The 26,811-nt window shown below is 69.9% G+C and carries 26 protein-coding genes and 1 pseudogene; 6 read left to right on the top strand and 21 right to left on the bottom strand.

The window, feature by feature from the left end; translation table 11 throughout:
* Positions 1-4: 4 nt before the first annotated feature.
* From Q9Q40_06920 to Q9Q40_06930, 3 genes are read right to left on the bottom strand one after another with little or no spacing between them, the layout of a single operon-like run.
* On the bottom strand, positions 5-898 hold the full coding sequence (locus tag Q9Q40_06920; protein MDQ7006947.1) for an alpha/beta fold hydrolase: 894 nt from the start codon (positions 896-898) through the stop codon (positions 5-7).
* Positions 895-3,297, bottom strand: coding sequence for a Smr/MutS family protein (locus tag Q9Q40_06925; GenBank protein ID MDQ7006948.1), 2,403 nt, complete (start codon positions 3,295-3,297; stop codon positions 895-897). Before Q9Q40_06925 ends, Q9Q40_06920 begins: the two co-directional genes overlap by 4 nt.
* Positions 3,287-3,910, bottom strand: coding sequence for a CDP-alcohol phosphatidyltransferase family protein (locus tag Q9Q40_06930; protein MDQ7006949.1), 624 nt, complete (start codon positions 3,908-3,910; stop codon positions 3,287-3,289). Before Q9Q40_06930 ends, Q9Q40_06925 begins: the two co-directional genes overlap by 11 nt.
* A 103-nt stretch (positions 3,911-4,013) precedes the next feature.
* Between Q9Q40_06930 and Q9Q40_06935 the strand changes: the two genes are divergently transcribed.
* Entirely contained in the window at positions 4,014-5,489 is a 1,476-nt protein-coding gene (locus Q9Q40_06935; GenBank protein ID MDQ7006950.1) for a PilT/PilU family type 4a pilus ATPase, read from the top strand.
* A gap of 1 nt (position 5,490) precedes the next feature.
* On the opposite strand, the gene hfq is transcribed toward Q9Q40_06935, so the two are convergent.
* The 8 genes from hfq to folB all read right to left on the bottom strand — a co-directional run bounded on the left by hfq (position 5,491) and on the right by folB (position 11,059).
* Positions 5,491-5,721, bottom strand: coding sequence for an RNA chaperone Hfq (gene hfq / locus Q9Q40_06940; protein MDQ7006951.1), 231 nt, complete (start codon positions 5,719-5,721; stop codon positions 5,491-5,493).
* Positions 5,722-5,753: 32 nt separating this feature from the next.
* On the bottom strand, positions 5,754-6,704 hold the full coding sequence (gene miaA, locus Q9Q40_06945) for a tRNA (adenosine(37)-N6)-dimethylallyltransferase MiaA (protein MDQ7006952.1): 951 nt from the start codon (positions 6,702-6,704) through the stop codon (positions 5,754-5,756).
* 3 nt (positions 6,705-6,707) lie between these two features.
* A complete protein-coding gene (locus tag Q9Q40_06950) occupies positions 6,708-8,957 on the bottom strand; it encodes a SpoIID/LytB domain-containing protein (GenBank protein MDQ7006953.1) in 2,250 nt (749 codons plus the stop codon).
* A 19-nt stretch (positions 8,958-8,976) separates the two neighbouring features.
* The gene (locus Q9Q40_06955; protein ID MDQ7006954.1) at positions 8,977-9,315 is read right to left on the bottom strand and encodes an STAS domain-containing protein; all 339 of its coding nucleotides are present in this window, start codon (positions 9,313-9,315) and stop codon (positions 8,977-8,979) included.
* 43 nt (positions 9,316-9,358) lie between these two features.
* Complete coding sequence (locus Q9Q40_06960; protein ID MDQ7006955.1) at positions 9,359-9,697, bottom strand: STAS domain-containing protein; 339 nt, start codon at positions 9,695-9,697, stop codon at positions 9,359-9,361.
* 86 nt (positions 9,698-9,783) lie between these two features.
* Positions 9,784-10,326: a GTP cyclohydrolase I gene (locus tag Q9Q40_06965; GenBank protein MDQ7006956.1), complete on the bottom strand. Its 543-nt coding sequence runs from the start codon at positions 10,324-10,326 to the stop codon at positions 9,784-9,786.
* Positions 10,323-10,685: a 6-carboxytetrahydropterin synthase QueD gene (queD, locus tag Q9Q40_06970; GenBank protein ID MDQ7006957.1), complete on the bottom strand. Its 363-nt coding sequence runs from the start codon at positions 10,683-10,685 to the stop codon at positions 10,323-10,325. The genes Q9Q40_06965 and queD overlap by 4 nt, the downstream gene beginning before the upstream one ends.
* Complete coding sequence (gene folB / locus Q9Q40_06975) at positions 10,682-11,059, bottom strand: dihydroneopterin aldolase (GenBank protein MDQ7006958.1); 378 nt, start codon at positions 11,057-11,059, stop codon at positions 10,682-10,684. Before folB ends, queD begins: the two co-directional genes overlap by 4 nt.
* Before the next feature lie 178 nt (positions 11,060-11,237).
* Between folB and trpS the strand changes: the two genes are divergently transcribed.
* The gene (gene trpS, locus Q9Q40_06980) at positions 11,238-12,254 is read left to right on the top strand and encodes a tryptophan--tRNA ligase (GenBank protein MDQ7006959.1); all 1,017 of its coding nucleotides are present in this window, start codon (positions 11,238-11,240) and stop codon (positions 12,252-12,254) included.
* Here trpS and Q9Q40_06985 read toward each other — a convergent pair.
* The 10 genes and pseudogenes from Q9Q40_06985 to rpmG form a co-directional block, all read right to left on the bottom strand.
* Positions 12,237-13,760, bottom strand: coding sequence for a hypothetical protein (locus tag Q9Q40_06985; protein MDQ7006960.1), 1,524 nt, complete (start codon positions 13,758-13,760; stop codon positions 12,237-12,239). The two genes, trpS and Q9Q40_06985, sit on opposite strands and share 18 nt — an antisense overlap.
* Positions 13,757-14,122, bottom strand: coding sequence for a hypothetical protein (locus Q9Q40_06990; protein MDQ7006961.1), 366 nt, complete (start codon positions 14,120-14,122; stop codon positions 13,757-13,759). The genes Q9Q40_06985 and Q9Q40_06990 overlap by 4 nt, the downstream gene beginning before the upstream one ends.
* Positions 14,123-14,130: 8 nt before the next feature.
* Complete coding sequence (locus Q9Q40_06995) at positions 14,131-15,399, bottom strand: DUF362 domain-containing protein (protein MDQ7006962.1); 1,269 nt, start codon at positions 15,397-15,399, stop codon at positions 14,131-14,133.
* Positions 15,400-15,476: 77 nt separating this feature from the next.
* Positions 15,477-16,052 (bottom strand): YkgJ family cysteine cluster protein, encoded by a 576-nt coding sequence (locus Q9Q40_07000; GenBank protein ID MDQ7006963.1) that lies wholly within the window; start codon positions 16,050-16,052, stop codon positions 15,477-15,479.
* 29 nt (positions 16,053-16,081) lie between these two features.
* A pseudogene (locus tag Q9Q40_07005) lies at positions 16,082-16,363 on the bottom strand (DUF134 domain-containing protein).
* A 126-nt stretch (positions 16,364-16,489) separates the two neighbouring features.
* Positions 16,490-16,720, bottom strand: coding sequence for a hypothetical protein (locus Q9Q40_07010; GenBank protein ID MDQ7006964.1), 231 nt, complete (start codon positions 16,718-16,720; stop codon positions 16,490-16,492).
* A 129-nt stretch (positions 16,721-16,849) separates the two neighbouring features.
* Positions 16,850-18,115 (bottom strand): arginine deiminase family protein, encoded by a 1,266-nt coding sequence (locus Q9Q40_07015; protein MDQ7006965.1) that lies wholly within the window; start codon positions 18,113-18,115, stop codon positions 16,850-16,852.
* An 82-nt stretch (positions 18,116-18,197) separates the two neighbouring features.
* Positions 18,198-18,617 (bottom strand): HIT family protein, encoded by a 420-nt coding sequence (locus Q9Q40_07020; protein ID MDQ7006966.1) that lies wholly within the window; start codon positions 18,615-18,617, stop codon positions 18,198-18,200.
* A gap of 7 nt (positions 18,618-18,624) precedes the next feature.
* The gene (gene lnt / locus Q9Q40_07025; protein ID MDQ7006967.1) at positions 18,625-20,250 is read right to left on the bottom strand and encodes an apolipoprotein N-acyltransferase; all 1,626 of its coding nucleotides are present in this window, start codon (positions 20,248-20,250) and stop codon (positions 18,625-18,627) included.
* Positions 20,251-20,463: 213 nt separating this feature from the next.
* Positions 20,464-20,643, bottom strand: coding sequence for a 50S ribosomal protein L33 (gene rpmG / locus Q9Q40_07030; GenBank protein MDQ7006968.1), 180 nt, complete (start codon positions 20,641-20,643; stop codon positions 20,464-20,466).
* Between the two features lie 198 nt (positions 20,644-20,841).
* Between rpmG and Q9Q40_07035 the strand changes: the two genes are divergently transcribed.
* From Q9Q40_07035 to metG, 4 genes are read left to right on the top strand one after another with little or no spacing between them, the layout of a single operon-like run.
* Positions 20,842-21,099, top strand: coding sequence for a MoaD/ThiS family protein (locus Q9Q40_07035; protein MDQ7006969.1), 258 nt, complete (start codon positions 20,842-20,844; stop codon positions 21,097-21,099).
* 3 nt (positions 21,100-21,102) lie between these two features.
* A complete protein-coding gene (locus tag Q9Q40_07040; GenBank protein MDQ7006970.1) occupies positions 21,103-21,561 on the top strand; it encodes a molybdenum cofactor biosynthesis protein MoaE in 459 nt (152 codons plus the stop codon).
* A gap of 35 nt (positions 21,562-21,596) precedes the next feature.
* Entirely contained in the window at positions 21,597-24,857 is a 3,261-nt protein-coding gene (locus Q9Q40_07045; GenBank protein MDQ7006971.1) for a S41 family peptidase, read from the top strand.
* Positions 24,858-24,874: 17 nt separating this feature from the next.
* A complete protein-coding gene (metG, locus tag Q9Q40_07050) occupies positions 24,875-26,794 on the top strand; it encodes a methionine--tRNA ligase (protein ID MDQ7006972.1) in 1,920 nt (639 codons plus the stop codon).
* Positions 26,795-26,811: the final 17 nt, after the last annotated feature.

A 26,811-nucleotide genomic window follows, 5' to 3' on the forward strand; every position in this document is an offset into this window, starting at 1 on the left:
CGGGCTAATCGTCTTCGATGAAGTCCGCGATGGCGGTGGCCACGGCCTGGGGATCTTCCCAGACCACCATGTGGCCGGCGTGGGGAACGACGACGCAAGGGGCGCCGAGTTCGGCGGCCATTTCCCGCCCGGTCTCGAGGGGGATCAGCCGGTCACCTTCGCCCCAGATCACCAGGGCCGGGGGAACCATCGCGCCGAGCAGGCCCTCGAGCAGGTAGCGCCCGTCCGCGGCGGAGCGCAGCAGGTCCAGGCTGGTGCGGATCTCACGCCGGGAGGCGACCCAGAGAATCGGTCCCGGCACCCAGGGGGGATCGTCGAAGAGAAGCGGCAGTCCCCGCCGGGCCTCGTCCGTCGTGCGGGGCAGCAGCAGGGGGTAGGAAGGCGGCTCGAAGATGAATCCCGCCGCGCTGATCAGCACCACCCGCGAGTAGCGCTCGGGGTGTTCGAGGGCGGCGAGGGCCACGATCCAGCCTCCCATGGAGTGGCCGACGAGAGCCGGCCGCCGGGTACCGGGGACCAGTTCCTGCGTGGCCCGCGCCACCAGTTCCGCAGCCCGGCCGATGTCGAAACCCGGGGCGGGACGGGGCGAGCGGCCGTGGCCGGGCAGATCGATCGCGATCACCCGGTAGCCGCGTTCGACCAACCCCCGCGCCATGGCGAGCAGCACCGTGCTCTCCCCCCGCAGGCCGTGAACCAGGATCAGCGGCTCGCCCCCGGGAGGGCCCAACTGGATCCAGGCCAGTTCCTGGTCATCGACGACCAGGCTTCCCGACCGGGCCCCCGCGCGCAGGAACTCGGCCTGCCGCCAGAGAGTGACCGCCGCGCCGGGCCGCAGGCCCACAAGCACCACCAGCAGAAGCAGCAGGGCGCCCCCGCACCCCAGGCGCCACCGGCTCACTCTTCCTCCATGCGTACGACGGTGGCCCCCGCCCCGCCCTGCCGGGCGGACGCCTGCCGCCAGCTCAGGGAGGGGTAGTGCCGGTCGAGGTGTTTCCGCACCGCCTGCCGCAGCCGGCCGGTTCCCATGCCGTGCACGATCCGCACCTCCCGGTAGCCCGCCAGGGCGACATCGTCGAGATACTTGTCCAGCGCGGAGAGAGCCTCATCGACCCGAAAGCCCAGCAGGTGCAACTCGAGCGGCACGACCTTCTCCGACAGTTCAGCCTGCACCGCCGAAGCGAGCCGGGGCCGGCGCCGCACCGGCGCCGGGTCCGGGGAAGGTTCTCCGCCGGGAGCCTCGGACCCCAGGGGCCGCAGGTCGGACCGGGAAACGGTGAAGCGGGCCTGGCCGAGCTGCACCTCGGCCCGATGGCCCGAACAGTCCCGCACGACGCCTTCCCGTCCCAGGCTCACGACCCAGATCTTCTCACCGGGGGCGGGCTCCCACGCGGCGGGAGCCGGCTCCACCGAGCGGGCCACCCGACTGTCTTCCTCGAAGCGCCGGCGCAGCTCCCGCTCCCGGCGTGCCTGCTCCCGCTCGAGGCGCCGCCGCTCCCTGGCGTCTTCGAGGCGGGCGATCATCTCCCGCGCCTGCTTGCGATACGAGCGCGCCAGCTCGTCCAGTCGCCGGGACCACTCCCGCCGGCGGGCTTCCTCGCGCTTCTCCCACTTCTCCCTCTCGGCCCGTGCCTGCTCGTCGAGCTCCCGCCGGCGGCGGGTGATCTCCGCCTCCCGGGCCGCCAGGCGGCCGGCCAGGGCCTGCACGTTCTCGAGGGCCCGCGCAGCCTCCGCGCCGCTGGGATCGAGGCGCCGCCGGGCCTCCTCCACCACTTCCGGGTCGAGACCGAGTTGGGCAGCCATGGTCAGGCCGATGGACGAACCCGCCACTCCGGGCACCAGGCGGTAGGTGGGGCGCAGGCTCCGCTCGTCGAACTCGCAGGCCGCGTTGGTCACCCCGTCCCTCCGGTAGGCCCAGGTCTTGACCGCCAGGTGGTGGGTGGTGGCCACCACGTGCACCCCTCGAGAGAGCAGGCGATCGAGCACGGCGGTACCCAGGGCCGCCCCTTCCGCCGGGTCGGTTCCGGTACCGATCTCGTCGATCAGCGCCAGCGCCGGGGCCTCGAGATCCTCGAGCATGCGGGCCAGGTTGCGCACATGGCTCGAAAAGGTGGAGACGCCCCCCTCGAGGGACTGCTCGTCTCCGATGTCGGCCATCAACGCGCCCAGCAGGGGGATCCGGGCACGACGGGCCGGCAGGGGCATCCCCGCGTGCGCCATCAGGGCCAGCAGGCCTACGGTCTTGAGCGCCACGGTCTTGCCCCCGGCGTTGGGCCCGGAAATCACCAGGCCCCGCAGTTCGCGGGGCAGGTCCAGGTCCAGCGGCACCAGGGTCTCGCCCCGCCCGGCCAGGCTGTCTTCGAGCAGGGGGTGACGGGCCTGTTCGAGCACCAGGCCGCAGCCGGGGTCCATCTCGGGCCGGCAGGCGCCGGTGTCTTCGGCCCACGCCGCGATCCCCGCCAGCAGGTCGATTTCGCCCAGCACCTCGGCGGTGACGGCGATGTCTTCCCGCCGGGAACGCAGCAGGGCCGTGAAGCGGGCCAAAATGCGCTCGATCTCGCGGGCCTCCTCCTCCTTGAGGGCCACCAGGCGGTTGTTGATCTCCACCGTTTCCATCGGCTCGACGAAGAGGGTCTTTTCCGTTGCGGACGAGCCGTGAACGATGCCGTGGAACCGGCGCGGGGTGTCCGTGCGCACGGGCAGCACGTAACGGTCGTTGCGTACGGTGATGTACCGGTCGCGCAGAACGGGAGCGGTCCACTCGGCCTGGATCAGCTTTTCCAGCACCGAGGTCAGCCGATCCCCCAGGGCGCGAATCTCTTCCCGCAGCCGGGCCAGTTCGGGACTGGCGTGATCTTCCAACTCGCCGGTGGAGCCGATCCTGCCCTCGATGGCCCCGATCACCGCCTCCAGGTCGGGAAAACGCGCCCATTCGCCGGAGAGGGCCGGGTAGTCCTCCGGATCCAGCTGACGCAGCGCGCCGGCCACCTCCCGCCCCACGATCAGCAGGCGGGTCATGGCGTAGATTTCCTCGCCCTGCAGGCTCCTGCCCTCCACCTGCAGCATCTCGAGCAAGGGTCCCGGGTCGGTCACCTCGGCCAGGGGCAGCGAACCGAAGCGGGCCTGCCGCAGGCGCATGGCCTCCACCCGCCGCTGAACCGCCAGTACCTGGTCGGTGGCTTCCAGCGGGGCCAGCCGGCCCGCGCGGCGGCGGCCCATGGGCGTACGCATCCGGCGCGCGACGATCGTGGTCAGCTCGCCCCACTCGAGCCGATCGAGACTCTCCCGGTCAACCCGCATCGCCCCTCCCCTCCCCCTCGGCCCGCAGGCGGCGAGCGATCAGCAGCAGATACTGCAGGCCCGAGGCCACCACGATGGCCCCGGTGGCCGCCGCCACGAAGGTCAGCAGCCAGGGCGGCACCAGGGCGACCACGTTGGCCAGCAGGAAGACCCCCGCGGTGACAAGCTCGAAGCCCGTGGTCCACTTGCCCAGCCGGGTGGGTGGAAAACTGGCCACGTCGGCGTGGAGGTACATGCCCGCGGAAACCAGCACGATCATCACGTCCCGGGTGACCACGAGAAAGGTCAGCCAGGCCGGCGCGTGGTGGGCCAGGAAGAAGTCCGGAAAAGGACGGGGCTGATCCGGCATCGCCAGCACCACGTAGACCACCAGCATCAGCAGCTTGTCGGCGGCCGGATCGAGAAAGGCCCCGAGGGCGGTCTGCTGGCCGAAGCGCCGGGCCGCCATGCCGTCGAGACGGTCGGTGATGCCCGCGGCGATGAAGATCCCCAGGGCCAGGCCCACCCGGCCGTAGAGCAGGGCCAGGGCGAGGACCGGGACCGCCACCAGGCGCAGCAGGGTGAGCTGATTGGCCAGGGTCAGCTGGCGCAGAAGGTTGTCGGGAAACGGCATGGCGCGGCGGTTGGCCTCCGGGTGGCGTGAAACCTAGATTCTACGGGAGCCCGGCCGGTGGGCGAAAGCCGGCCGGCCGCAACCGATCACCCCGGGAGATGACGTGACGACCAGCGAGAGCCCGGCTGCGACCGTCTACCAGCTCGACGATCTGCTGCGCTTCATGGTGCAGAAAGAAGCCTCGGACCTGCACCTCAAGCCCATGCGCCCCCCCCTGCTTCGGCTCAATGGCCGGCTGATCCCCCTCAAGGGAGCCCCCCTGGCTCCCGAGCACCTCGAAGGACTGTTGCGGGGCCTGCTCACCGAGCGCCAGCTCGCCGCCCTGGAGGAGAACCTGGCGGTGGAGTTCGGCTACTCCCTCAAGGGCGTCTCCCGCTTCCGCGGGACCGTCTTCTACCAGCGCGGCACCCTCGGCGCCTGCTTCCGGCGGGTGCCCTTCGTGTTCCCCTCCCTCGACGAGTGGGGCCTGCCCGATGTGCTCAAGGAGTTCATCAACCTCAAGCAGGGGCTGGTGCTGATCACCGGGCCGACGGGGTCGGGCAAGTCTTCCACCCTCGCCGCCCTCCTGCGGCTGATCCTCGAAACCCGGCTGGTCCACATCGTCACCATCGAGGATCCCATCGAATTCCTGCTCAGCGACGGCAAGGGGGCGGTGACCCAGCGGGAGGTGGGCGCGGATACACCCACCTTCGCCATGGCCCTGCGCAACGCCCTGCGCCAGGATCCCGACGTGATCATGGTCGGTGAGAACCGCGACCTGGAGACCATGGCGACCACCCTCACCGCCGCGGAAACCGGCCACCTGGTCTTGACCACCCTGCACACGAACAACGCGGCCCAGACCATCGATCGGATCATCGACATGTTTCCCTCCGGCCAGCACGCCCAGGTGCGCCAGCAACTGAGCGAGGTGCTGCGGGGCGTGGTCAGCCTGCAACTCGTCGAACGCGCCGACGGCCGGGGGCGAGTAGCGGCGGTGGAGATCCTTCGCGACTCGCCGCGCATCCGCAAGCTGATCAAGGAGGGCAACATCACGGAAGTGCACGAAGAGATGGAGAAATCGGTTTCCTACTACTCCATGCAGTCCATGAACCAGTCCCTGGCGGCCCTGGTGATCAACGGCGTGATCCGCAAGGAAACGGCCCTCGAGATCTCCGCCAGCCCGTCGGACCTGGACCTGATGATGCGCAAGTTCTTCTTCAGCGCCGGCGCGGGTGACGCGCCGGGGAGCGAGGGTGACATGCCTTCCGATGCCGACTATTCCCGGATCCACCGCCTGCTCGAGATCGAGCGTCACTACGAGGATCTCCAAGCCCGCCACGACCAGGAGGTGCAGGAGCGGGAGCAGCAGATCCGGCAATTGCAGGAAGAACTCCGGCAGCAACGGGAAGCCGCCGGTTCGTGGGAGGCCAAGCTGCAAGCCGGCGAGGAGGAGCGCAAGAAACTCGCCCGGACGGTGGAAGCCCTGCGTACGGAATACGAGACCAAGATCGAGCGACTCCAATCGCGCATCCGCGAGCTGTCGTCGGAGGGTGCCGGTACGGGAACGTCTCGAGGGGGGCTGTTCCGCCGCTCCTGAGTCAGGCCGGCGTGCTGGGCGCCACGCGCTCCCGGTAGGGCGAGATGGCGGCCATGGCGTGCTTGAAGATCAGCTGCTCGCTGCCTCCCAGGTCGAGAAGCACGGTGAAACGATCGTGCCCCTTGACTCGCCCCACCAGGCGTTTGCCGGAGACGAGCCACACCGCCACCCGCTGCCCTTCCCGGCGCAGTCGGTTCAGATACGCGTTTTGCAGATCCTGTTCGTCCGTCATTTGCGGGAGTATAGACCAAAGGTCCCGGGCGGTCAGGCCGGCGCACCGGCTTTCGCGTGCCGGTCGACCAGCTCCACCAGGCGATCGAGGGCGCCCGGCCAACGGGGATCGAGCCACAGGGCGCGGGGGCGGCCCCGAAACCAGGTCAGCTGGCGGCGGGCCAGCCGTCGCGTATGGCGCTGGATCCGGTGACAGAGGGCTGACTCCCCGCCGCGGCGACCGTCACGCAACCACTCCACCGTCTCCCGGTAGCCGATGGCGCGCAGGGCGTGGTTCTCCGGGGCCAGCCCCCGGGTCTCGAGCAGCCACCGCACCTCGGCCACCAGTCCCCGCCGCAGGAAGCGTTCGACCCGCCGGTCGATCCGCCGATCCATCACCGGCCTTGGCAGACCGACGCCCACCTCGAGCACACGGTAACTCCGCGCCCCGCCTCCCGTGTGGAAGGCGAGCAGGCTGCGGCCCGTGCTGACCCGCACTTCCAGCGCCCGGATCACCCGCGGCAGGTCCGCCGGCGCCAGGCGCCGGGCGGCCTCCGGGTCGAGGCGTCCGAGGATCCGGTGCAGAAAACCCCGGCCGCGGACCTCGGCCAGCCGTCGCAGGCGGCGGCGCAGACCCTCCTGCCGCCCGGGCGCCGGGCTGAGCCCCTCGACCAGAGCCCGCAGGTAGAGCCCCGATCCTCCCGCCACCACCGGCAGCCGGCCGGCCCGGACGGCCCAGCGGATCTCGGCGGCGGCCGCCGCCAGCCAGCGCGCCACGTCGACCGGATCGGTGGGTTCGAGCCAGCCCGTCAGGGCCCAGGGATGACGGGTCTCGCCCCCCCGGGGGCGAGCCGTGCCCGCACCCAGGTCCCGGTAGACCTGCACCGCATCGCCATTGATCAGGTGCACACGGCGGCGGTCGGCCAGCGCCAGGGCCAGGTCCGTCTTGCCGCAGGCGGTGGGCCCGAAGAGAGCCAGCACCGGCAACGGGGGGCCGTCCCCCATCGCTCAGCGGCTCCGAATCCTGGCCCGGACGATCTTCACGTCGTGGTAGTAGTGGTGCAGGATCTCCCGCCAGTCCCGTCCTCGCATCGCCATCCCGTAGGCCCCGACCTGGCACAGCCCCACGCCGTGGCCCCATCCCCGACCCGAGAAGATCGCCCGTCGCAGACTGCCGTCCGCGTCGTGCTGCACCTCGAGGGAAAAGAGCGTCTCGGGCAGGTCCAGGGCGCGGCGGATGCGGAACCCCTCCACCTGCGCGGTGCCGCCGGTCCCCTCGACCTCGATCATCGCCACCCGACCCGAGACGCCGCGAGCCAGAATGCGCAGATCCAGCAAACGGCCGACGGGAGCCACCTTCCCGAGGGTCTTTTCCAGTTCCTCCCGGCTGCGGCTCTTCTCCCAGCGATAACGCCGCGAGAAACGGTCGTCCGAAGCGCTCTTGCGCGCCTCCACGGCCAGCACCAGGAGCCGCCCCCGGGCATCGCCGACGAAGCGCACGCGATCCCCGGGAAGCAGTTCGACCCTCTCCGCCAGGTGCCAGCGCCCGCCGGTACGCGCCAGCAAGTAGGGCCGCGGGTCGAGGCTCCAGGCCCGCGCCGAGCGACGCTGGCGAATCACCAGCCTGCCCCGCTGGAGCCGGCGCACGCTCCCCCGGGCCAGGGGCGCCACCTGGTAGCGCTCGGCGAGGGCGACGATCCAGGCCAGCGCCTCGCCGCGGGTCACCCGGCCCCGGGGATCGAAACGCCCCCCCGGACCGGGGTGGATCAGTTCCCGCACCACCAGTTCGGCCACCGACGCCCGGTCCTCGGCAGCCAGCGCTTCCAGGCCGGTGACCCCACCGAGCACCCAGCGTTCGTCCCCGGGAGCCAGTTCTCCCCGACCGGGCGCGCAGGCCACCACGGCGCACAGACGTCGCCAGGCCTCCAGGCGCGTCGGAGGGGAGTCCAGGGCGGCCGGCGCGGGACGCCCCGCGCGCTGCGCGAGGCCCGCCAGCCAGGAGTCGAACTCGGCCGCCGTCACCGGGGCGGCGCGAAAGGCCGGGTCCAGCACCTGGGGGGGGACGACCTGCGCGGCCACCAGGCGCACCAGTCCCAGGCTGTCGCCGCCACCGTGTTCAGCGGCGGACGCGAGGGCCGGCAGGGCCGGTCCCTCCACCGGCATCACCAGGCGGCGGAGCGTCCGCGGGGAGGGCACCGTGGGCACGCCTTTGAGGTACGGCCCCACCAGGTCGGGGAACACCGCCTCCACGTCTTCGGTGTGTCCACCGCAGGTGGAGGTGTACATGGCGTTGATCGGCCGGCCCTGGTAGACCAGGATCCGGCCCGCGGTCTCCCGCACGGCCCGGTCGGTCATCGGGTGTTCGCTGGCCGCGCCCCCATAGACCTGGCAACGCGGAGTGTCGCAGATGTCGTAGCCCTCGGCGGCATACTGCCCGAGGTTGGCCAGCACGTAGGTTCGGGCGGCCACCGCCTGGGCCTTGAGCGCCTCCGGCTCGGGCCACACCGCGGGACCCAGTTCCTCGGGCACCACGCCGCGCAGGTAGAGTTCGAGGTTGATCTCGTTGATCACGCGGAGCCGACCCTGGGGCGTGGAGACCACCTCGATCATGCCGCGATAGGGCCGACCATCGACGGTCAGCAGGCCGCCGCCGCGGGCGATGAAGACCAGCGACTCGCTCCGGGTCGGATGCATCGCCCAGGTCCGGTCCAGCAGCCCCAGGTGGACGTCCGCACGCAGCTCGAGTTCCTGCTCGACCACCCAGGCATCCTTGTAACCGCCGGCCCGCAGGCGGGCGAGCACGTCTTCCAGGTCTTGCCGGCGAGGCTGGCGACCGACCCAGACACGCCACACGCCCCGGGCCGGCTGCCACACCGCCTCGGCGGGTACGCCGAACTCGGCCTCCAGGCGACGGGCGAGGTCCTGCGCCGCCGGTTCGGCGCGGAAGGAACCCACCTGCACCCGGTAGTCCACCCGACGGCCCGCCACGCGGCCCCCGGCGGGAACCACCAGCAGGTCGCCCGCCCGGTGTCCGGGCCAGGCCTCCCGGCCGTCGTGGCCGTCGAGCACTGCCAGGGTGCCCCCGGTGACGCCGACCGAGACCTTGTCCCGAAGCCCGCCCAGGCCGATGCGCACCGCGGGCGGGTCGACGGGAATCCCCGGATCGATGCGCGCCCTGAGGGAAGGCGCCGCACCGGAAAGCGTGACCGTCTCGGCGGCCGTCGGCCCCGCGCCCCCCAGCAGCAGAGCGACCGCCAACCACCCGAGTCGGGACAGATCAGACGAAGGCCGCAATGGCCTCTTCCCTGCTGGCATGGATTTCGAGGATCTCCACCAGGCCGAGCAACAGCAGCGTGTCGGAAACCCGCTGGGAGACGGCCGCGTACTTGATGTCGCCGCCCGCCTCCCGGACCTTCTTGAGGGAGGCCACCAGCTCGCCGACGCCCGCCGAATCGATGTAGGGAACGCCGGCCATGTCGAGCACGAAGCGCCGCTGCCCGTTTTCGACTTCTTCGCGGAACACGTCGCGCAAACCGCGGCCGCCTTCAGGATGGACGATCTGTCCCTGGGGCTCGAGCACGCAGACCCTGTCGAGGTGGTGCACGCCGATCTTCATCGCAGCCCCTTCCTGGTCTTCAGCGAAAGCCGCCGGGCCACCCTCAGACGAAGGCGGCGATGGCGGAACTCTGGTCCGGATAGATGTCGAGCACCCTGACGAGCTGGGTCACCGTCAGGGCGTCGGAGATGCGCTGGTTGACGTGGGCGATCTTCAGCTCGCCCCCCGCCTCGCGCACCCGCTTGAGGGAAGCGACCAACTCTCCCAGCCCCGCGCTGTCCATGAAGCGAACGTGTGACAGATCGAGTACCAGAAACCGCTTGCCTTCCGCCAGCTGCTCCTGGATCTTCCGCCGCACGGCCACGTCGCCCTCGCCGACCTTGATGTCGCCTTCGGGACTGAGGACCACGACCTTGCCATGCTCCACGACCGCGATGTTCATGCCGATGCTCTCCTGGGCTCGGGGGCTTCCCGCCCGTGACGCCTATTAAACCTCATTCTGCCCCTGAAACAAGGGCGGCGACGGGCTCAGAGCAGAAGAGCGTCGAGTTCGGCGGAGGGCGAACCCCGGCGCTCGAGCGTACGGAATCGGTGGCCGGTCTTGCGAGCCCCCCGCACGGACAGGCAAAGGTGCTCGGCCTCCACCAGCACCACGACGGCCTCGGGCTCCAGGGCCTGGTTGAGATGGTCGGCGATCTCCGCGGTCAGGGTCTCCTGCAGGCAGAGCCGCCGGGCCAGCGAGTCGATCATCCGCGCGATGCCGCCGAGCCCCACGTGGGCCTCCCGCGGCAGGAATCCCACGCTCGCCTCGCCCCGGAAGGGCAGCAGATGATGGGCGCAGAGCGAGGTGAAGCGAACGCCCCGCAGCACCACCGGCCCCCGGGCCCTTTCGACCTGGATCGGTTCGAGGAACGACCGTGGATCTTCGCCATATCCCGCCGCCAGGTCCTCGGCCCAGGCCCGCGCCACACGCCGGGGCGTGGCGTCGAGCACCTCCGGGTTCGCCCCGCGACCGTCGAGCACCCCGTCGAGAAAGAGCCGGATGCCCTGCTCCATCTTCTCGCGGTTCATGACGCGCTCTCCAACTCGCCCCGGTAGAGCGCCGAAGCGCTCTCCACTTCGAAGAGTTCCACCGAGCGCAGCCCCGGCACTTCCTCCCGCAACTGGCGGTAGATCCAGACGGCGATCCACTCGGCGGTGGGATTTTCGATCAGGTCGTTGATGTGCCGGTGATCGAGCCGCTGGAGAATCCGCCGATCGACGATCTCGTCGAGATCGAAGAAATCGATCACCATGCCCTGCACGGGATCGATCTCCCCTTCCACCTCGACGATGAAACGGTAGCTGTGCCCGTGGAGCCGCCGACACTTGCCCGGGTGCCGGGGAAGCTGGTGACTGGCCTCGAAGGTGTAGCTGCGGCGGACGATCATGCGTCCATCTCCTCCCGGCTCATGCGCAGCTCGACACCCACGGTATCGACCATGCCGTCGAGCACCGGCGTCTCCTTGCGCACGCTGACCTCCACTTCGCGGCAAGCGGGAAAGGTTTCGAGCAGCTCCCGGCACAGGCGCACCACCAGGGTCTCGATCAGGTGGAAGGAATTCTGGCGCCCGACCCGCACCACCAGGTCGTGGACCTCCCGGTAATCGATGGTGTCCTCGATGCGATCGGACTCCGCCGCACGGGCGACGTCGGAGGTCATCCACACGTCCACCCGGTGGCGAACGCCGACTTTTCTTTCGAGACGGGTCAGGCCGTGAAACGCGTGAAAGCGGATCCCGGCCACCGAGATCCGACCAAGCATCGCAGGGGCTCCTCTCGCTCCAGGTGGGTCCGTCCGCGGCACCGCCGCAGCGAACCCTCAGGCTACAGTCACCCCCCACCCCCGGCAAGGCCCCGCGGGGCGGGCGGCCCGGCGGGCTATAATCCCGCCCTTCAACGGCCCGCCCGCGGGAGCCGGCGCACGGCCAAGGGGAGCGAAGATGAGCTTCAAACGGGTATTGTCGGGGGTCCAGCCCACAGGGACCCTCCACCTGGGCAACTACTTCGGCGCGATCCAGCAGCACATCCAGCTCCAGGAGGAGACCTCCGGACCGGAAGGCGCCTTCTACTTCATCGCCAACTACCATGCCCTGACCACGATCCAGGACGCCGCGCGGCTCCGCCGACTGACCCGGGAGGTGGCCATCGACTACCTGGCCCTGGGCCTCGATCCTCACAAGGCCACGTTCTTTCGCCAGAGCGACGTGCCGGAGGTCACCGAGTGCACCTGGCTGCTGAGCTGCTGCACGGGGATGGGCCTGCTCGAGCGGGCCCACAGCTACAAGGACAAGGTGGCCCGGGGCGTCAAGCCGAGCATGGGCCTGTTCTGCTACCCGGTCCTGATGGCCTCGGACATTCTGATCTACCGCTCGACGGTGGTCCCCGTGGGCAAGGATCAACAGCAGCACGTGGAGATGGCCCAGGACATGGCCCAGAGCTTCAACGCCGCCTTCTCCTGCGAGGTCTTCGTGCGTCCCGAATGGCGTTTCGGAGCCGGTCGCAAGGTCCCCGGCCTGGACGGGGAGAAGATGAGCAAGAGCTACGACAACACCATCCCCATCTTCATGCCCGACGAACTGACCGAGAAGAAGGTCTTCAAGACCTACTTCGCCCGCATCGTCACCGACTCGAAGGGCGTGGACGATCCGAAGGATCCCGACGACACCCTGATGCAGCTCTACCGCCTGCTGGACCCCCGGGAGGCCGAGGCCATCGGCCCCGACTACGTCAAGGGCGGCATCGGCTACGGCGAGATGAAAAAACGGCTGCACGCGGCCTACAACCGCACCTTCGAGCCGCTGCGCCAGCGAAGGCGGGAGATCGCCGCCGACGAGGCCTACGTCGAAGGGGTGCTCGAACAGGGCGCGGCCCGCGCCCGGGAGGTGGCCCGGGAGGTGATGGCCGCTGCCCGCGAGGCCACCGGCCTGAGCACCGCGGCCTCAACCCACCGGCGCTGACGGCTCCGGCGGCCCGGGATCGGCTCCCGGCCCCAGCGCGGCGGCCACCACCAGCACCGCCAGGGAGGCCGCCAGGGCGACGGCACCGGGGACGGTGCCCGCCGGCAGGCCCCAGCGGGCCAGCCCGTCGACGCCTCCCAGGCGCGCGGCGGTCTCCAGGCCCACGGCGAGCACCAGACCGGTGCCCATGGACAGGCAAGCCGCCCGGGCCCCCACCCGCCTCCAGCCCAGGCCCAGGGCCATCACCGGCGCGAGAGAAGCGGCGAAGACGCCGAAGGCGAAGGTCCCCACCAGGGCCACCAGATCGCCCACCAGCCCCGCCAGCACGCCCGCCGCCACCATCAGGCCCACGGTCACCAGCCGCCCCCGCACCAGCACCCGTCGAGGCCGGCGCCCCACCAGCCGGGGCAGGTCCCAGACCAGGGCCGCCGTCCCCAGGTTGACCAGGGAGTCCGCCGAAGACATCACCGCGGCCAGGACCCCGGCCAGCGCCAGTCCCGCCATCCACGGGGGCGTGAAGCCGGCAAGGAAGGCGGGCGCGGCGGCATCCGGGTCCGTCGGCAGGGCCATCGCTCCGCCGGCCACCAGGGCGGCCACTCCCAGGCCCACCGCCATCCACACCACCACGCAGAGGGACTGGCTCAGGCCCACGGTCAGGGGCATCCAGCGCAGATCGCGAGCCTGGCGCAGCATGAAGAACTTGTGCAGCAAGTGAGGCTGGCCCAGGGTGCCGACTCCGAACAGGAAGAAAAAGCCAAAGGCCGTCTGCGCCCGGTGACCGCCGAGGGGGTCGAGAAAGTCCTTGCCGAATCGGGCCGAGGCCTCGATGGCGCCGAGGGCCGGCCCCACGCCTCCCGTGGCTCGCAGGGCGAAGACGGTGACCCCCGCCGCCGTGACGAGCATCAGCAGTCCCTGGATCACATCCGTGGCCACCGCGGCGCGCATCCCCCCCGCGGCGGCGTAGAACCCCACCACGGCCACTCCCAGGGCGAGGGCGGCCGGCCGGGCCCAGGGGCCGAAATACCGGTCGAAGGCGAAGATGTTTTCCGCCACCACGCCCAGGGCCAGCACCTGGGCCGCCAGGTAGGCCACGGAGCCGAGCAGTACCGCCGTCGCCGCCCAGGCTCCGGCCGCCCGGGAAGCGAAACGCCGCTCGACGACCTGGGGCAGGCTGAGCACGCCGCCGCCCTCGGCCATCGCCCGCAACCGTCCCCCGCAGGTCCAGCACAAAGCCGCGGCGGTGAAACCGAGGGGGGCGAGGATCATCAGCGACGTGGTACCCAACCGCAGGGTCAGCCCGGGTCCCCCGATGAAGACGAAACCGCTGAACGCCGAAGCCATGGTGGCCAGCGAAATCGTCCACAAGCCCGGCCGCTGCCCGGCGAGGAAAAAGTCCCGGGGATCGCGGGTGCGCCCGAGGGACCAGATGCCCACTCCCAGCATCAGCGCCAGGTAGATGCCGGCGCTGACCAGGGCCGCCCCCCCCACCTGCCATCCCTCGTTCATCGAGCGCAGGAGCGGGAGTGGACCCAGGCGTAGCCGAGAGAAGTCAGCAGAAGCGGCAGCCCCCACAGGCCGACCAACATCACCAGCAAACGCAGCACGGGATCCGCAAGCAGCAGCATCAGCCCCGCGGCTCCCGCCAGAAGACCGGCCAGGGCCACGGCGAGGGCGGTGACGACCCGGACCGCCCCCCTCCTGCCCTGCGCGACGGCGACGATCACCGCCGGAGGCAACAGAGCCGCGCCCAGGGCCAGGGCCGCCACGCCGACGGCCCCTCCCGCCACCAGGCCCGCCAGCGCCAGCAGGGCCACGCATCCGGTCACCCAGCGGGCCACCCCCGCCCCACCCTGCGCCGCGCGGGACACGGAGGCCCTCAGGTCTTCCGGCGCCTGCGGCGCTGCAACACTTCGGGCGCCTCCTTCACACAGGTCGCCAGCACGCCCAGGGAAGTCCCCAGGGCCCGCAGGCCCGTGCGTCGCAACCGGGCCGGCCGTTCGGCGAAGGCGGGAAAACCCCGGGCGTCCCGCTCGGCGTTCTCCCAGTCACGAAAGAGCCGGCCCCACTCGCTGTCGAGCACCTGCTGCATCATCCGACGGGCCTTGAGGGGGTACCAGAAGCTGTCGTGGTAGATCACGCTGGCCACGTAGGCCCACGGCGCGAGAACGGTCTTGAGCGACCACTCGATGGGCTTTTTGAGCGGGCCCCAGTAGATCTTGTGCTGCATCCGGGAAGCGAAGGTCATCTTGCGGAAGGGACCGTCGAAGTTCCAGCGTTGGGCGGCCGCCTCCTGGTCACCGGCGATCTCGATCTCCCGCGGATCCCCCACTCCCAGACCCCGGTCGTGAGCCAGTCGGATGAACTTGATCTGCAGCGGATCGAAACCCATCATCCGCGCCGCCACCGCATCGATGGCCACCTGATCGGCGGAGGCCAGCAGCACGTTCTTGACGTGGGGCACCATGCAGCGCGGCCCGGGTCCGTCACCGGCGAAGGTGCCGTCCATCACCGCGAAGACTCCGCTGTGGATCTTCTTCTGGATCATCAGCAGGTCGACGAGGGTCTCGTGGATCACCGGGTGGGTCCAGTGACGCCGCTCGTTGAGCAGGCCGCCGAAGGCGTTTTTCATCGCCCCGGTGGTCGTGGTGAAGACGTGGGTCTTGATCGTCGGCAGGTGAATGATGTTCTCGCCGATGAAGCGGCGGGGGATGTTGAAACCGTCGGGATAGACCTCGTTGAGGCAGAGGAAGTCGTTGGCCAACTCGCCCACCGCGTCGCGGACGTTGATCCAGGGTTCGCCTTCGTAGAGATGCACGTTGCGCAAGCCATGGCGCTCGATCACGTCGAGATGCTTGTTCTCGCGCTCGCCCAGGTGGGCGTCGATCACCACCGTGCGGTTGTGACAGCCGTGGATCAGCGCCGGGTCGTAGCCATCCTGCTTGAGCGCGGAGATCACACCATCGAGCTGCCAGGGAGTGGTGGAACTGGAGGGGTAGAAGAAATGCCACGAGATGTTGATCTTCAGCGCCGTATCCACCGAAGGGTCGATCACCTCCCGGTAGTCCGCCAGGTTCATCAGGCGGTGGTAGTCCTCGAGTACGGTCGCCGGCGCCGTACGCAGGACGGCCACCTTGCTCTTGCCCATCGATCGATCCTCCGCTACCGCTCTGCGGCGCGCTCAAGGCGGGTGTGCGGCCGGTCCAGCCGCTACAGCCTTCGGCGTCACGCTCCTCCGGCCTCTTCCTCGCCGGGCCCGCTTCCGGCCGTGCCGAGCAGCCGCTGCCGCAGCCGGGAGTCGAACAGGGCCCTGAGTGCCACCCGTTCGGCGGCCGGATCCCAGCGGCGCTCGATTTCCACCAGTTTCCCCTCGGCCGGGCCGATCCGCCACAGGGCCTCGGCAGGCAGCGCCTCCACCCTCAGTCCCTTCTCGTTGATCGGGCAGATGTCCCGCCACTCCACGAGCCCTTCGGGCCCCTCCTCGATCCAGCCCAGGGCCAGTCCCTGGGTGCGGCAGACATAGGGACGGGAAGCGTAGACCCGGCAGAGTCCCCGATCATCGAGCAGGGCGCACTTCCCGGGCGGATGGGGCTCCCAGTTTTCGAAGTGGCCGGCGAAGTCGACACAGATGCGCAGAGCCTCGACGGAATAGACCGTCAGTCCGTCGCGACAGCAATCCGAGCAGCCGGGAGCGCAGCGCCAGTGGTCACCGAGGGCCCGGGACCGCTTCCCGGCCGCCCCGTCGATCTGAGCATGCCAGGCAGCGAGACGTTCGAGGATCCGGCTCCGTCCCTCGCTCACGAAGCCGGTCCGCCCCGGCAACAGCGCCGCACGGGCCCCCCACCGATCACCAGCGCCTGTCTTTCCACCAGTGCCCGGGCCACCCGGGCGCGCGCCTCGGTGAGGATCCGTGCGAAGGTGGCCCGGGAAACGCCCATGCGTTCGGCGGCTTGCTCCTGGTAGAGATTCTCGAGGTCGGCCAGTCGCAGGGCCTCGAGCCCGTCGAGGGTCAACTGCACCGGCTCGAGTTGACCGGCGGGCACGCCCTGGGGCTTGAACACGCCCCCCTGAAGCTTCTCGTGGACATTGCGCAGCCGCGGTGGTCGCGCCATGGCTTCTCCTCGCCGCCGATCCTCCTCGGCGCCCACCCATTGTCGCGGAAAAGCGTCGACGCGACCACGGTCCGCGCAGGGGCCGCTTTCGAGCGGCGGCTCCCGCCACACCGGCTTTTCGTGGATTCAGGAACCCGGGCGCCCGGAATCTACCGCGCTCTTGAAAGCGCGGTAGTAGATGCAGCCCGAACGTACGCAGCTGTCTTCTTTTCTTCCCGGCAGAACCGCCCTGACCAGGGCGATGCCGTGGTGGTTGCACAGCGTGCCCTCGACCTCCCAGCAGGGTCTTGCGGTCGCGGCCCCATGCATCACACAGTCGGTCTTGTCACAACCCAGGTATTCATGACAGGTTTCCACAACCCACTCCGCCGCTTCCATCGACCCGAGACCCCAGCGGGCCGGCGGGCCGAACGCCCCGCCGAATCAGCCTGCGGAGACCAATCTAACCAGGCCGTGAATATTGTCAACGCGACGGGGGCACTCCCGTCAGCCGGGCAGCGCGTCCCGCAGCAGGGGATGGGTCAGGCAGCGGGGCCCCCCGCGGGCGCGGGAAATCTCGTGGCTGGGCAGCAGCAGGCAGGCCCGCTCGGCGCCATCGAGATCCACCTCGGCGCGGCCGAGGAGCAGGTCTTCGGCACCGATGACGCGCAGGCCATGCCGGTCGAGCTGCTCGGCGGTACGGCGGTTGCGCTCGTAGAGGGTGATCACGCCGGGGGCCAGGGCCAGGCAATTGGCGCCATCGGTCCACTGCTCGCGCTGCTGATCGACAGGATCCTCACCCCCGCAGGGAATCGCCTGCAGATCGAGCCCCCGCCGGGCCAGGGCACCGAGCAGACTGTCCACGGGCCGGGGGCCGAGGTCCTTGGCGTGGAGATCGATCTCCGCCACGGCGGCGGTCTCCCGACCCTGCCCCAGGATCACCGGGGCGTGCACCAGGCAGAGGTCACGATCGATCATGGTGAAGAGGGTATCGAGATGCATGTAGGCCCGCCGCCGGGGCAGCCGCACCACCAGCATGTAGCGCGGCCCGTCCTCCCGGCGGGCCAGGGCTCGGGCCAGGCGGTGCAGACCCACGTGGTTGCTGCGCTCCGACTCCCCGACCAGCAAGACCTGCTCGGAGAGCACCAGGATGTCGCCGCCTTCCAGGCGCGGCCGGTGCAGGCCGAGGAAGAGGGGGTCCGCCGCGTCCACCCGCAGGGGGTCGAAGAGCACCTCCACGGCCTCCAGGTCGGGGTGAAAATGGAACAGGGTCCTGGCCAGCAGGGCCTCCCGATAGCGGGCCGGCGTGGCCATGGCGGAGAAGATCACCCCTCCACCGACGATGACCTGGGGGTCCCGCTGAAAGCACCAGTTGGGCAGGGGCGGCAGATCGAAGAGCCGGCCGGAGGGATCGTCCCGATCGGCGCGCACGCCCTCCACCAGCATCCGGGCCAGCTCTTCGGGACCGGCGGCCTGCATCGGCTCCCGCAGACGGTGGGGCAGATCGTCACAGATCACCTCCACCAGCCACTCCCGCGCCTGTTCCTGCTCGAGGGCCTCGGCCAGCAGCCGTCCGGCGTCCACCGGCTCGATGCCCAGCAGGCGCATCACCCGCCGCAGCCGCGCGTGTTCCTCCCGTGCCCGATCGCCGAACAGGATGTCGTCGAAGAGCAGTTCCCCCATCATCGAGGGCACCATCCGGTCCACTTCGGGCCCCGGCTCGTGGAGCAACACCCGGCGCAAACGACCGATCTCGGAATTGACCCGCACCATGGCGCATCTCCCGTCGCGCCCGTACCGGGCCGCGACACGTCGAACAGGAAAAACAGGTGGAGTCCGGGGCGCCGCCGCCGGCTCAGTCTTCCATGGCCCGGGCCAGGCGCCGCGCCAGGTCCTGCCCCGCGGCCGCGTCCAGGGAGGCCGCATCCCAGCCGATTCCCAGCCCCCGTCCGTCGGGATAGCGGGGAATCACGTGGAAATGGACGTGAAAGACGGCCTGGTGCGCTGCACGGCCATTGTTCTGCAGCACGTTGTAGGCGCTGACCCCGGTCACCTCCCGCACCGCCCGGCACAGCCGGGGCAGCACACGCCCCAGGGCCGCACCCGCCTCGTCGGAGAGCTGGTCGAGCGTCTCCGCCGGCTCCTTGGGAATCAGCAGGGCGTGCCCCGGACTGAGGGGGTTGACGTCGAGGAAGGCGAGGACGTGGTCGTCCTCGTAGACCCGGTGACAGGGGATTTCACCCCGGATGATCTTGCTGAAAACCGTCTCGGCCATGGCCCTCTTATAGCACAGGAGTGTCGGTCGCCGGCCGCCCCCGCGAACCGAGCCGCGCGCACAGTCCCGCTCCGATGGCCAGGACCCAGGCCAGCAGCCAGAAGGGATCGAGCAGGTCACCCCAACGGGAGTAGAAAGGCAGGCCGCCGGAGGCCACGTTGACCCTTTCGACAAGCACTCCCCGGTCCAGGTAGAGGCGGCCCCTGCGGCCGACGAGGAAGCTCTCCGCCCGCCCGTCCGGCCCGATGAAGCAGGAGACTCCCGTGTTGCCCACCCGGGCCACACCGACCCTGTTTTCCACCGCCCGCAGCACGTTGGCGGCCATCTGGTTGTGGGCGATGCCCCAGCCGTTCCAGCCTTCGGAGGTCAGGTTGACGAAGAAGCGCGCGCCCCGGCGGGCCGCGTCGCGGGCGTAACCGGCGAAGCAACTGTCGTAACACAGGGGCGTCCAGAAACGCCAGGTCTCTCCCGCGACCTCCAGGGAGAGCAGAGCCACTTCCTCACCGGCCCGCCCGTCCGCCGCCGAGCCCCAGGCCTGGCGGGTCAGATCGACGATCGCGTCGGAAGCCGCGGGCAGGACATGCTCGAGCCAGGGCAGGATTCGGCGCTCGGTGAAGGGGAAGAGCACCATCTTGCGGTAGCGACCGACGATTTCACCGTCCCCGTCGGCCAGCACGGCCAGCGCGGCCGGACGGCCCGAGCGGCCCACGTCCTGGGTACCGAAGAGCAGGGGCGCCTCCTTGGTGCGCACCAGCCAGCTCACCACGTCCTGGTAGGTCTGGGACAACTCGTAGGGGGTGAGAATGGCGTTCTCGGGCCAGACCAGCAGATCGGCGGCACCCGCGGGGACCATGGCGGCGGTCATCGACTGCTGCACCTGCACCACCCGGGGAGTCTCGTCGAAGCCGTGATCCTGGCTCGGCTGGACCAGGGCCAGGCGCGGACCGGGCCGCTTTTCGAGGGTTTCGAGCCGCCACACGCCGTAGCCGCAGACGCCGACCACGACCACCGCGGCCAGTACGCCGCCGATCATCACCCGCCGGGGCGAGGTGAATCCCGGGCCGTCGATGCCCCACCGCACCCACTCCACCAGGGCTCCGAGAAGCAGCGCGTAGAGCACCGTCAGGCCGAGAGCGCCGACGAACTCGGCGACCTGGATCACCACGGGCCACTGGTAGAGAAAGGTGCCCGTCTTGTACATGCTGTAGTGGCCCAGCCCCAGATGGGGCCGCAGCCACTCCTCGGCCCCCATGGCCAGCGGCAACACGAACCACGCCGGCCCGCGGGTCAGCAGCACCAGAGTCCGGGTCATCAGGGGCATCAGGACGTAGTGCCAGCCCAAAAGCGGAACCACCAGCAGGGGCGCGTACCACGCGAACTGGACCAGGGTGCCGTTGATCACCCAGGCGTAGAGCATCGCACCGGGGACGAAACCCCACAGGGGGGCGCGCCAGCGCTCCAACAGGGAGGGCATCAAGAGCAGGGTGAAACCCACGCCGATCAGCGGGCCGGTCGACTCGAAGCGGGCGCCGACCCACAAGGCCAGGGCCCCCAGAAGAGAGATGCCCACAGACTCCAGCCGGCGCCGCCAGGGGCCCGGCCGCCCCTCGAGGCCGCCCCTCGATCCTCCCATGCCCGCCTCCTCCCCGACCGGCGTTCCCCTCTCCCCGGGGAGCGCCGGCAACGCCTCGCGAGCTCCGCGAACTGGCGCCGAGCCCTTCGGACGTCGCCCAGCTTTTACGCCGCTGGAGACGCCGGAGCAAGGAGGAGTTCAGGACCCTCCGCCGGGAGAACGCACCCTGAGCCCACCGGCCGGCCGGTGAGGAGCAGGCGCCCCGGGAGGGAACTAGCGGATTTCCTTGTGCAGGGTGTGGCGACCGAGGGCCGGGTTGTACTTCTTGAGTTCCAGCCGTCCGGAGACGTTCTGCTTGTTCTTGGTCGTCACGTACCGGGAGGGGGACTTGCCCAGCTTGCGCGCCTCGGTGCACTCGAGGATCACGTTGACCCGGTGACCTTTCTTTGCCATGGCGGTTCACCTCTTCGCCCCGGCCACCGGGGCAAGACTGCGCGACGGAGCCCGCCGCCTGCGGCCCGTATCCTGCCTCAAAGCGGGCGGGGACACAAGTCCGGGATGCCGGCGCGCCGGTGCGGGCCTCCCCCCTGCCGGCGCGGCTGCTACAATCTGCCGCCGGGGTCCTGCGGCCCCGAGCGGAGACCCGACCCCATGGAACAGGCCACGATCCGCGTGCGCGTACGCTGCTTTTCCCACCTGCGCTACGAGCTGGGCACCGACGCTTTCGATCTGGACCTGCCCGCCGGCTGCACCCTCGGCGAGGCCTCCCGGCGCATTCTCGAAAAAGCGAAGGGTAAGCTCGAGGGCATGCCCTTCCGCATGGCCCTCAACGGCGCATTCGCCGAAGGCTCGGCCAAAGTCGCCGAAGGGGACGAACTGGCCCTGATTCCCCCGGTGCAAGGGGGCTGAAGAGTGATCCGCGTCGCCCTGCTCGAAGGCCCCCTGCCCCCTTTCGAAGAAGAAAGCACCGGAGCCGAGTGCGGCTCGGAGATCGTCTTCCACGGGCGGGTGCGGGGTACGGAAAAGCAACGCCCCATCACCGCCCTGTTCTACGAGCACTACGAGGGCATGGCCGAGCGGGAACTCCAGCGCCTGGCCGAGCAGACCGCCGAACGATTCTCACTGCAGACCCTGGTCTGCCTGCACCGGGTGGGGGAAGTCCCGGTGGGCGAGAGTTCCGTCAGGGTCGTCCTGCGCTCGCGGCACCGGGCCGAGGGCATCGAGGCCCTGGCCTGGTTCGTCCGTGAACTCAAACGGCGCGTGCCGATCTGGAAGTGGGGCGTGACCCCCGCCGGAGAACGCTTCCCGTCGACCCACTGTGAAGGCTGTGCCGCCGCCGAAACCGAGCACCACACTCATCCGCCGGGCTGATCGCCGGCAGGCACCCCCGGCCCTCGAGGACCTCCATGCGCACGTTCGTCCCGCTCCCCATCCTCCTTCTGCTCGTCGCCACATCCTGGCCCGCCGCCGCTCTCGAGGCCCGGCTCCCCCGGCACCCGGCTCCCTCTCCCGACGGCAGCGAGATCGCCTTTTCCTGGCAGGGAGACATCTGGCTGGTTCCGGCCCAGGGCGGCGAGGCCCGGCGGCTGACCGCCCATCCCGCCGCCGACCGCTTCCCCGTCTGGTCTCCCGACGGGCGCTGGATCGCCTTCCAGTCCTGGCGCTACGGCAACGGTGACGTCTTCGTCCTGCCCTACGACGGCTCGGCGCCTCCCCGGAGGCTGACCTTCGCCTCCACCGACGACCGGCCCGTGGACTTCTCGCCGAGCGGTCTCGAGGTGCTCTTCGTCTCCCGGCGGGACCTGTCCATCCGCCGCGCTCCCGGGCTCTACCGGGTCTGGGTGGAGGGCTCGACCCCCGTGCTCGAGCAACGGGCCCTCGGCGACAACGCCGCCTACTCTCCCGACGGTCAGCGCCTGGCCTTCGTGCGGGGAGGCACCTACTGGTGGCGCCGGGGCTACCGGGGAGCGGCCAACCGGGAGATCTGGCTCCGCCGCGCCGATGGAAGCCTCGAGCCCCTGACCGATTTCGACGGGGACGACGACCACCCCCTGTGGGTCGACGCCGACACCCTGATCTTCCTCTCCTCCCGCAACGGCCGGAAGAACCTTTTCCGGCTCGAGATGAACAGCGGCCGGGTGACCCCGTTGACGCACTTCGACCAGACCGACGTGCGCTTCCCGCGCATCTCCGCCGACGGCAGCCTGGTGGCCTTCGAGGTGGACCAGGAGATCCGCCTGCTGCGTCCCACCGACGGTGAGCAACGCCGGGTGCGCATCGAGGTCGCACCGGACTGGACGCGCCCGCCCGTCGAGGAACGTCGCGCCTCGTCCGGTGCGGAAGAACTGGTCATCTCCCCCGACGGCAAGCTGGCCGCGTTCATCGTCCACGGGGAGGTGTTCGTCACCGGTATCCGCTCCAAGAAAGACCAGCAGATCGCCACCCCGCCGACGGTGCAGGTCACCCGCACCCCCCAGCGGGAACAGGACCTGCTGTGGCACCCCGACTCCAAGTCCCTGTGGGTCACTTCCGACCGCCGGGGCAACAACGACATCTACCGCCTGTCGCCCGCCGATCCCAAGCGGGGCTGGCTCGAGAACCTGGAGTTCCACGCCGAAGCCGTGGTGGCCGGACCCGACGAAGAGCACGCGGCACGGATCTCTCCCGACGGCAGGAAGCTGGCCTACCTGCGGGGCAAGGGGGACCTGCTGGTGCGCGACCTGGACAGCGGGGATCAGACGCTGATCCACGAGCACTGGTCACCGGCCGAGTTCCGCTGGTCGCCCGACTCGCGCTGGCTGGCCTACGCCACCAACGACGTGGAATACAACAGCGAGGTCTGGATCGTGCCGGCCACCGGCGGCGAGGCCTACAACGTCAGCCGCCATCCCGACATCGACACCGCTCCCCGCTGGTCCGCCGACGGCCGGCGCCTGACCTGGCTCTCCCGCCGCCATGCCGACACCCTGGACGTGTGGAGCGTCTGGCTGCGCCGCGAGGACGCCGAACGTTCCGCCGAGCAGTGGCTGGCCCTGTGGCAGTCCGGAAAGAAGGGCAAGAAGAAGGACGGCCAAGCCGGGAAGGCGGGAGAGAAGGCCGCCAGGAAGAAAAAGAAAAAGAAGACGCCGAAGGAGGAGGCGGCCGCCCCGGAGCCCGACGTGGCGAAGGTCGAGATCGACCTGCAAGGACTGTGGCGCCGGGCGGAGCCCCTGACCCGTCTGCCGGGGGACGAGGGCGACGCCCTGCTCACTCCCGACGGCCGCCGCCTGGTCTTCACCGCCGTCAACGAAAAGGGCCGTGACATCTTCATCAGCGACTGGCGGGGCCGCAAGCCCAAGCGCCTGACCACCAGCGGCAAGGCGCCCCGTGCCCTGCAATTCGACGAGTCGGGCAAGACGCTCTTCTACCTCTCCGCGACGGGTACGATCCAGCGCGTCTCCCTCGAGGGCAAGGCCGGCGACCCGGTTCCCTTCTCCGCCCGCTACACGGTGGACAACGCCGCCGAACGCCGGCAACTCTTCGACGAGGCCTGGCGGGCCCTGTCGGAGTGGTTCTACGACCCCCACTTCCACGGAGTCGACTGGCAGGCCATGCGCCGGCGTTACCGTCCCTGGGCCATGGATGCCTCCGACCATGCGGATTTCGCCGACGTGATGAACTTGATGCTCGGCGAGTTGAACGCATCCCACATGGGCTATCGCCCCCGGCGCCCCGAAGGCGGGGCGCAGACCGGCTGGATCGGGGCGCTCTTCGACGCCTCCGAGGGCGGACCCGGCATCCTGGTCAGCGAAGTGCTCGACGATTCTCCCGCCGCGCGCACCGACGTGGCCCTGCTGGCCGGCGAGCGGATCCTCGCGGTGGACGGCCGGGAGGTGACGGAGACGACCAACATCTACGCCCTCTTCGAGAACACGGTCGGCCGCCGCCTGCCCCTGCTCATCGCCGGGGTGGATGGCGAAAAGCGCCGGGTGGTGATCGAGCCGGTGGCTTTCTCCCGCCAGCGCCAGTTGCGCTACCGGCAGTGGACGCGCCGGCGCCGGGCCATGGTCGACCGGCTCTCCGGCGGCCGCCTGGGCTACCTGCACATTCAGGGCATGAGCATGCCCTCCTTCGAGGAGTTCGAGCGGGATCTCTACGCCGCCGGCCACGGCAAGCAGGGGCTGCTGATCGACGTACGCTCCAACGGGGGCGGCTGGACCACCGACTACCTGATGGCCGTGCTCAACGTCCGCCGCCATGCCTACACCATCCCTCGGGACGCCGATCCGGCCACCCGGGCCTACCCCCAGGGGAGGCTGCCGCTGGCGGCTTGGACCCGCCCCGCCGCGGCGCTGTGCAACGAGGAGTCCTACTCCAACGCCGAGATCTTCTCCCGGGCCTTCCGCAACCTGAAGCGCGGTCCGCTGATCGGCACGCCCACCTTCGGCGCGGTGATTTCCACCAGCGGCCGGAGGCTGCTCAACGGTGACTGGGTGCGCCTGCCCCTGCGCGGCTGGTACGATGCCCTGACCGGCGAGAACCAGGAGAACCACGGTGTCCAGCCCGATCTGCTGGTAACCCAACCTCCCGCCGAAGACACCCTGAACGACAAAGACACCCAGCTCGCCGCCGCCGTCGAGCTGCTGCTCGAACGCCTGGAGAACGATCCCCGGGCCGGAGCCTGGTAGGGCCCCATGGAGTGCTCATGAAGAGCTTCTACGTCACCACGCCGATCTACTACGTCAACGATGCGCCCCACATCGGCCATGCCTACACAACCCTGCTGGCCGACGTGCTGGCCCGCTACCATCGACTGCTCGAAGTGCCCACATTCTTCCTCACCGGCACCGACGAACACGGGCAGAAGGTCTACGACGCGGCGAACCGGTTGGGTATCTCGCCCCAGGAGCAGTGCGACCGCACCGTGGTGCGCTTCCAGGAACTGTGGAAGAAGCTGGACATCACCCACGACGACTTCATCCGCACCACCGAGGCGCGGCACAAGCAGGTGGTGCAGGAGATTCTCGGCGAACTCCACGCGCGGGGCGAGATCTACCGCGGCGCATACGAGGGCTGGTACTGCGTGAGCGAGGAACGCTTCTACACCGAAGGAGAGCTGGTGGACGGCAAGTCCCCCGAAGGACGCCCGGTGGAGAAGATCACGGAGGTCAACTGGTTCTTCCGCATGTCGTCCTACCAGCAGTGGCTGATCGACTACATCGAGGCCCATCCGGAGTTCATCCAGCCCGACTACAGGCGCAACGAGACCCTCGGTTTCCTCCGGCAACCCCTGGGCGACCTTTGCATCTCCCGCCCGAAAAAGAGAATGCCCTGGGGCATCGAGTTGCCCTTCGACCGCGACTTCGTCTGCTACGTGTGGTTCGACGCGCTGGTCAACTACATCAGCGCCATCGGCTACAAGCGCGACGACGAGAACTTCCGTCGCTGGTGGCCCGCCACGGTGCACCTGATCGGCAAAGACATCCTCACCACCCACACGGTCTACTGGCCGACCATGCTCAAGGCCATGGGCCTCGCGCAGCCCCGCTCCATCTTCGCCCATGGCTGGTGGCTGACCGGCCGGGAGAAGATGTCCAAGTCCCTGGGCAACGTGACCAGCCCGATGGACATGGCGGACAAGTACGGCGTCGACGCCCTGCGCTACTTCCTGATGGCCGAAATGACCCTCGGTCGCGACGCCTCCTTCAGCGAAGACGCCTTCATCACCCGTTACAACGCGGATCTGGCCAACGACCTGGGCAACCTGGCCAGCCGCTCCCTGCGCATGGTCGAGCGTAACCTGGGCGGCCGGATACCGTCCCGCGATCCGGCACTGGAGTCGGCCCCCGAGGAGGAACTGCGCGCCGCCTGCAACCAGGCCATCGAGGCGATGAAAAGCCACCTCGAGGGCATGAGTCTCGACCGGGGACTGGCCGAGGTGATGGCCGCCGTGCGCGCCGCCAATCGCTATTTCAACCACCATCAACCCTGGAAGCTCGTCGCCGAGGCCGACAAGCAGCCGCTTCTGGCCACCGCGCTCTACAACACCCTCGAGAGCCTGCGGGTGGTGTCGGGGCTGCTCTACCCGGTGATCCCCGGAAAGATGGGCGCCCTCCGCCGCGCGATGGGCCTCCCCGAGGAGCGCATCGTGCCCAGCCTCGAGGCCCTGCGCACCTGGGGCGGCCTCGAGGCGGGGCGTCCTGTCGCACCGCTCGCCAATCTCTTCCCGCGCATTCAGCGGCCCGGAGCGCCCCCGGCCGGGAAGAAACAAGCTCGCCCCACCCCGAAGAAGGGCGGGAAGACCATCAGTTTCGGGCACTTCTCCAAGCTCGACCTGCGCGTCGGCCGCATCGTCGAGGCCTCGCGCATCGAGGGCGCCGACCGCCTGCTCCGCCTGCGGGTCGACCTGGGAGAGGACGCCCCCCGCCAGGTGGTCGCCGGCATCGCCTCCCACTACGATCCCGCCGACCTGATCGGCCGCTGCGTGGTGGTGGTGGCCAACCTGCAACCCGCGGAAATCCGCGGCGTGCGCTCCGAGGGCATGCTCCTCGCCGCCACCCGCGGGCGCCGCCTGCGCCTGGTGACCCCCGATGCCGAGGTGCCCCCGGGCACCGCGGTGGGCTAGAGGGGGTCGAACAAGCC

It is taken from the genome of Acidobacteriota bacterium, from assembly GCA_030949985.1.
In the GTDB taxonomy this organism is placed as follows: Bacteria; Acidobacteriota; Polarisedimenticolia; order J045; family J045; genus JALTMS01.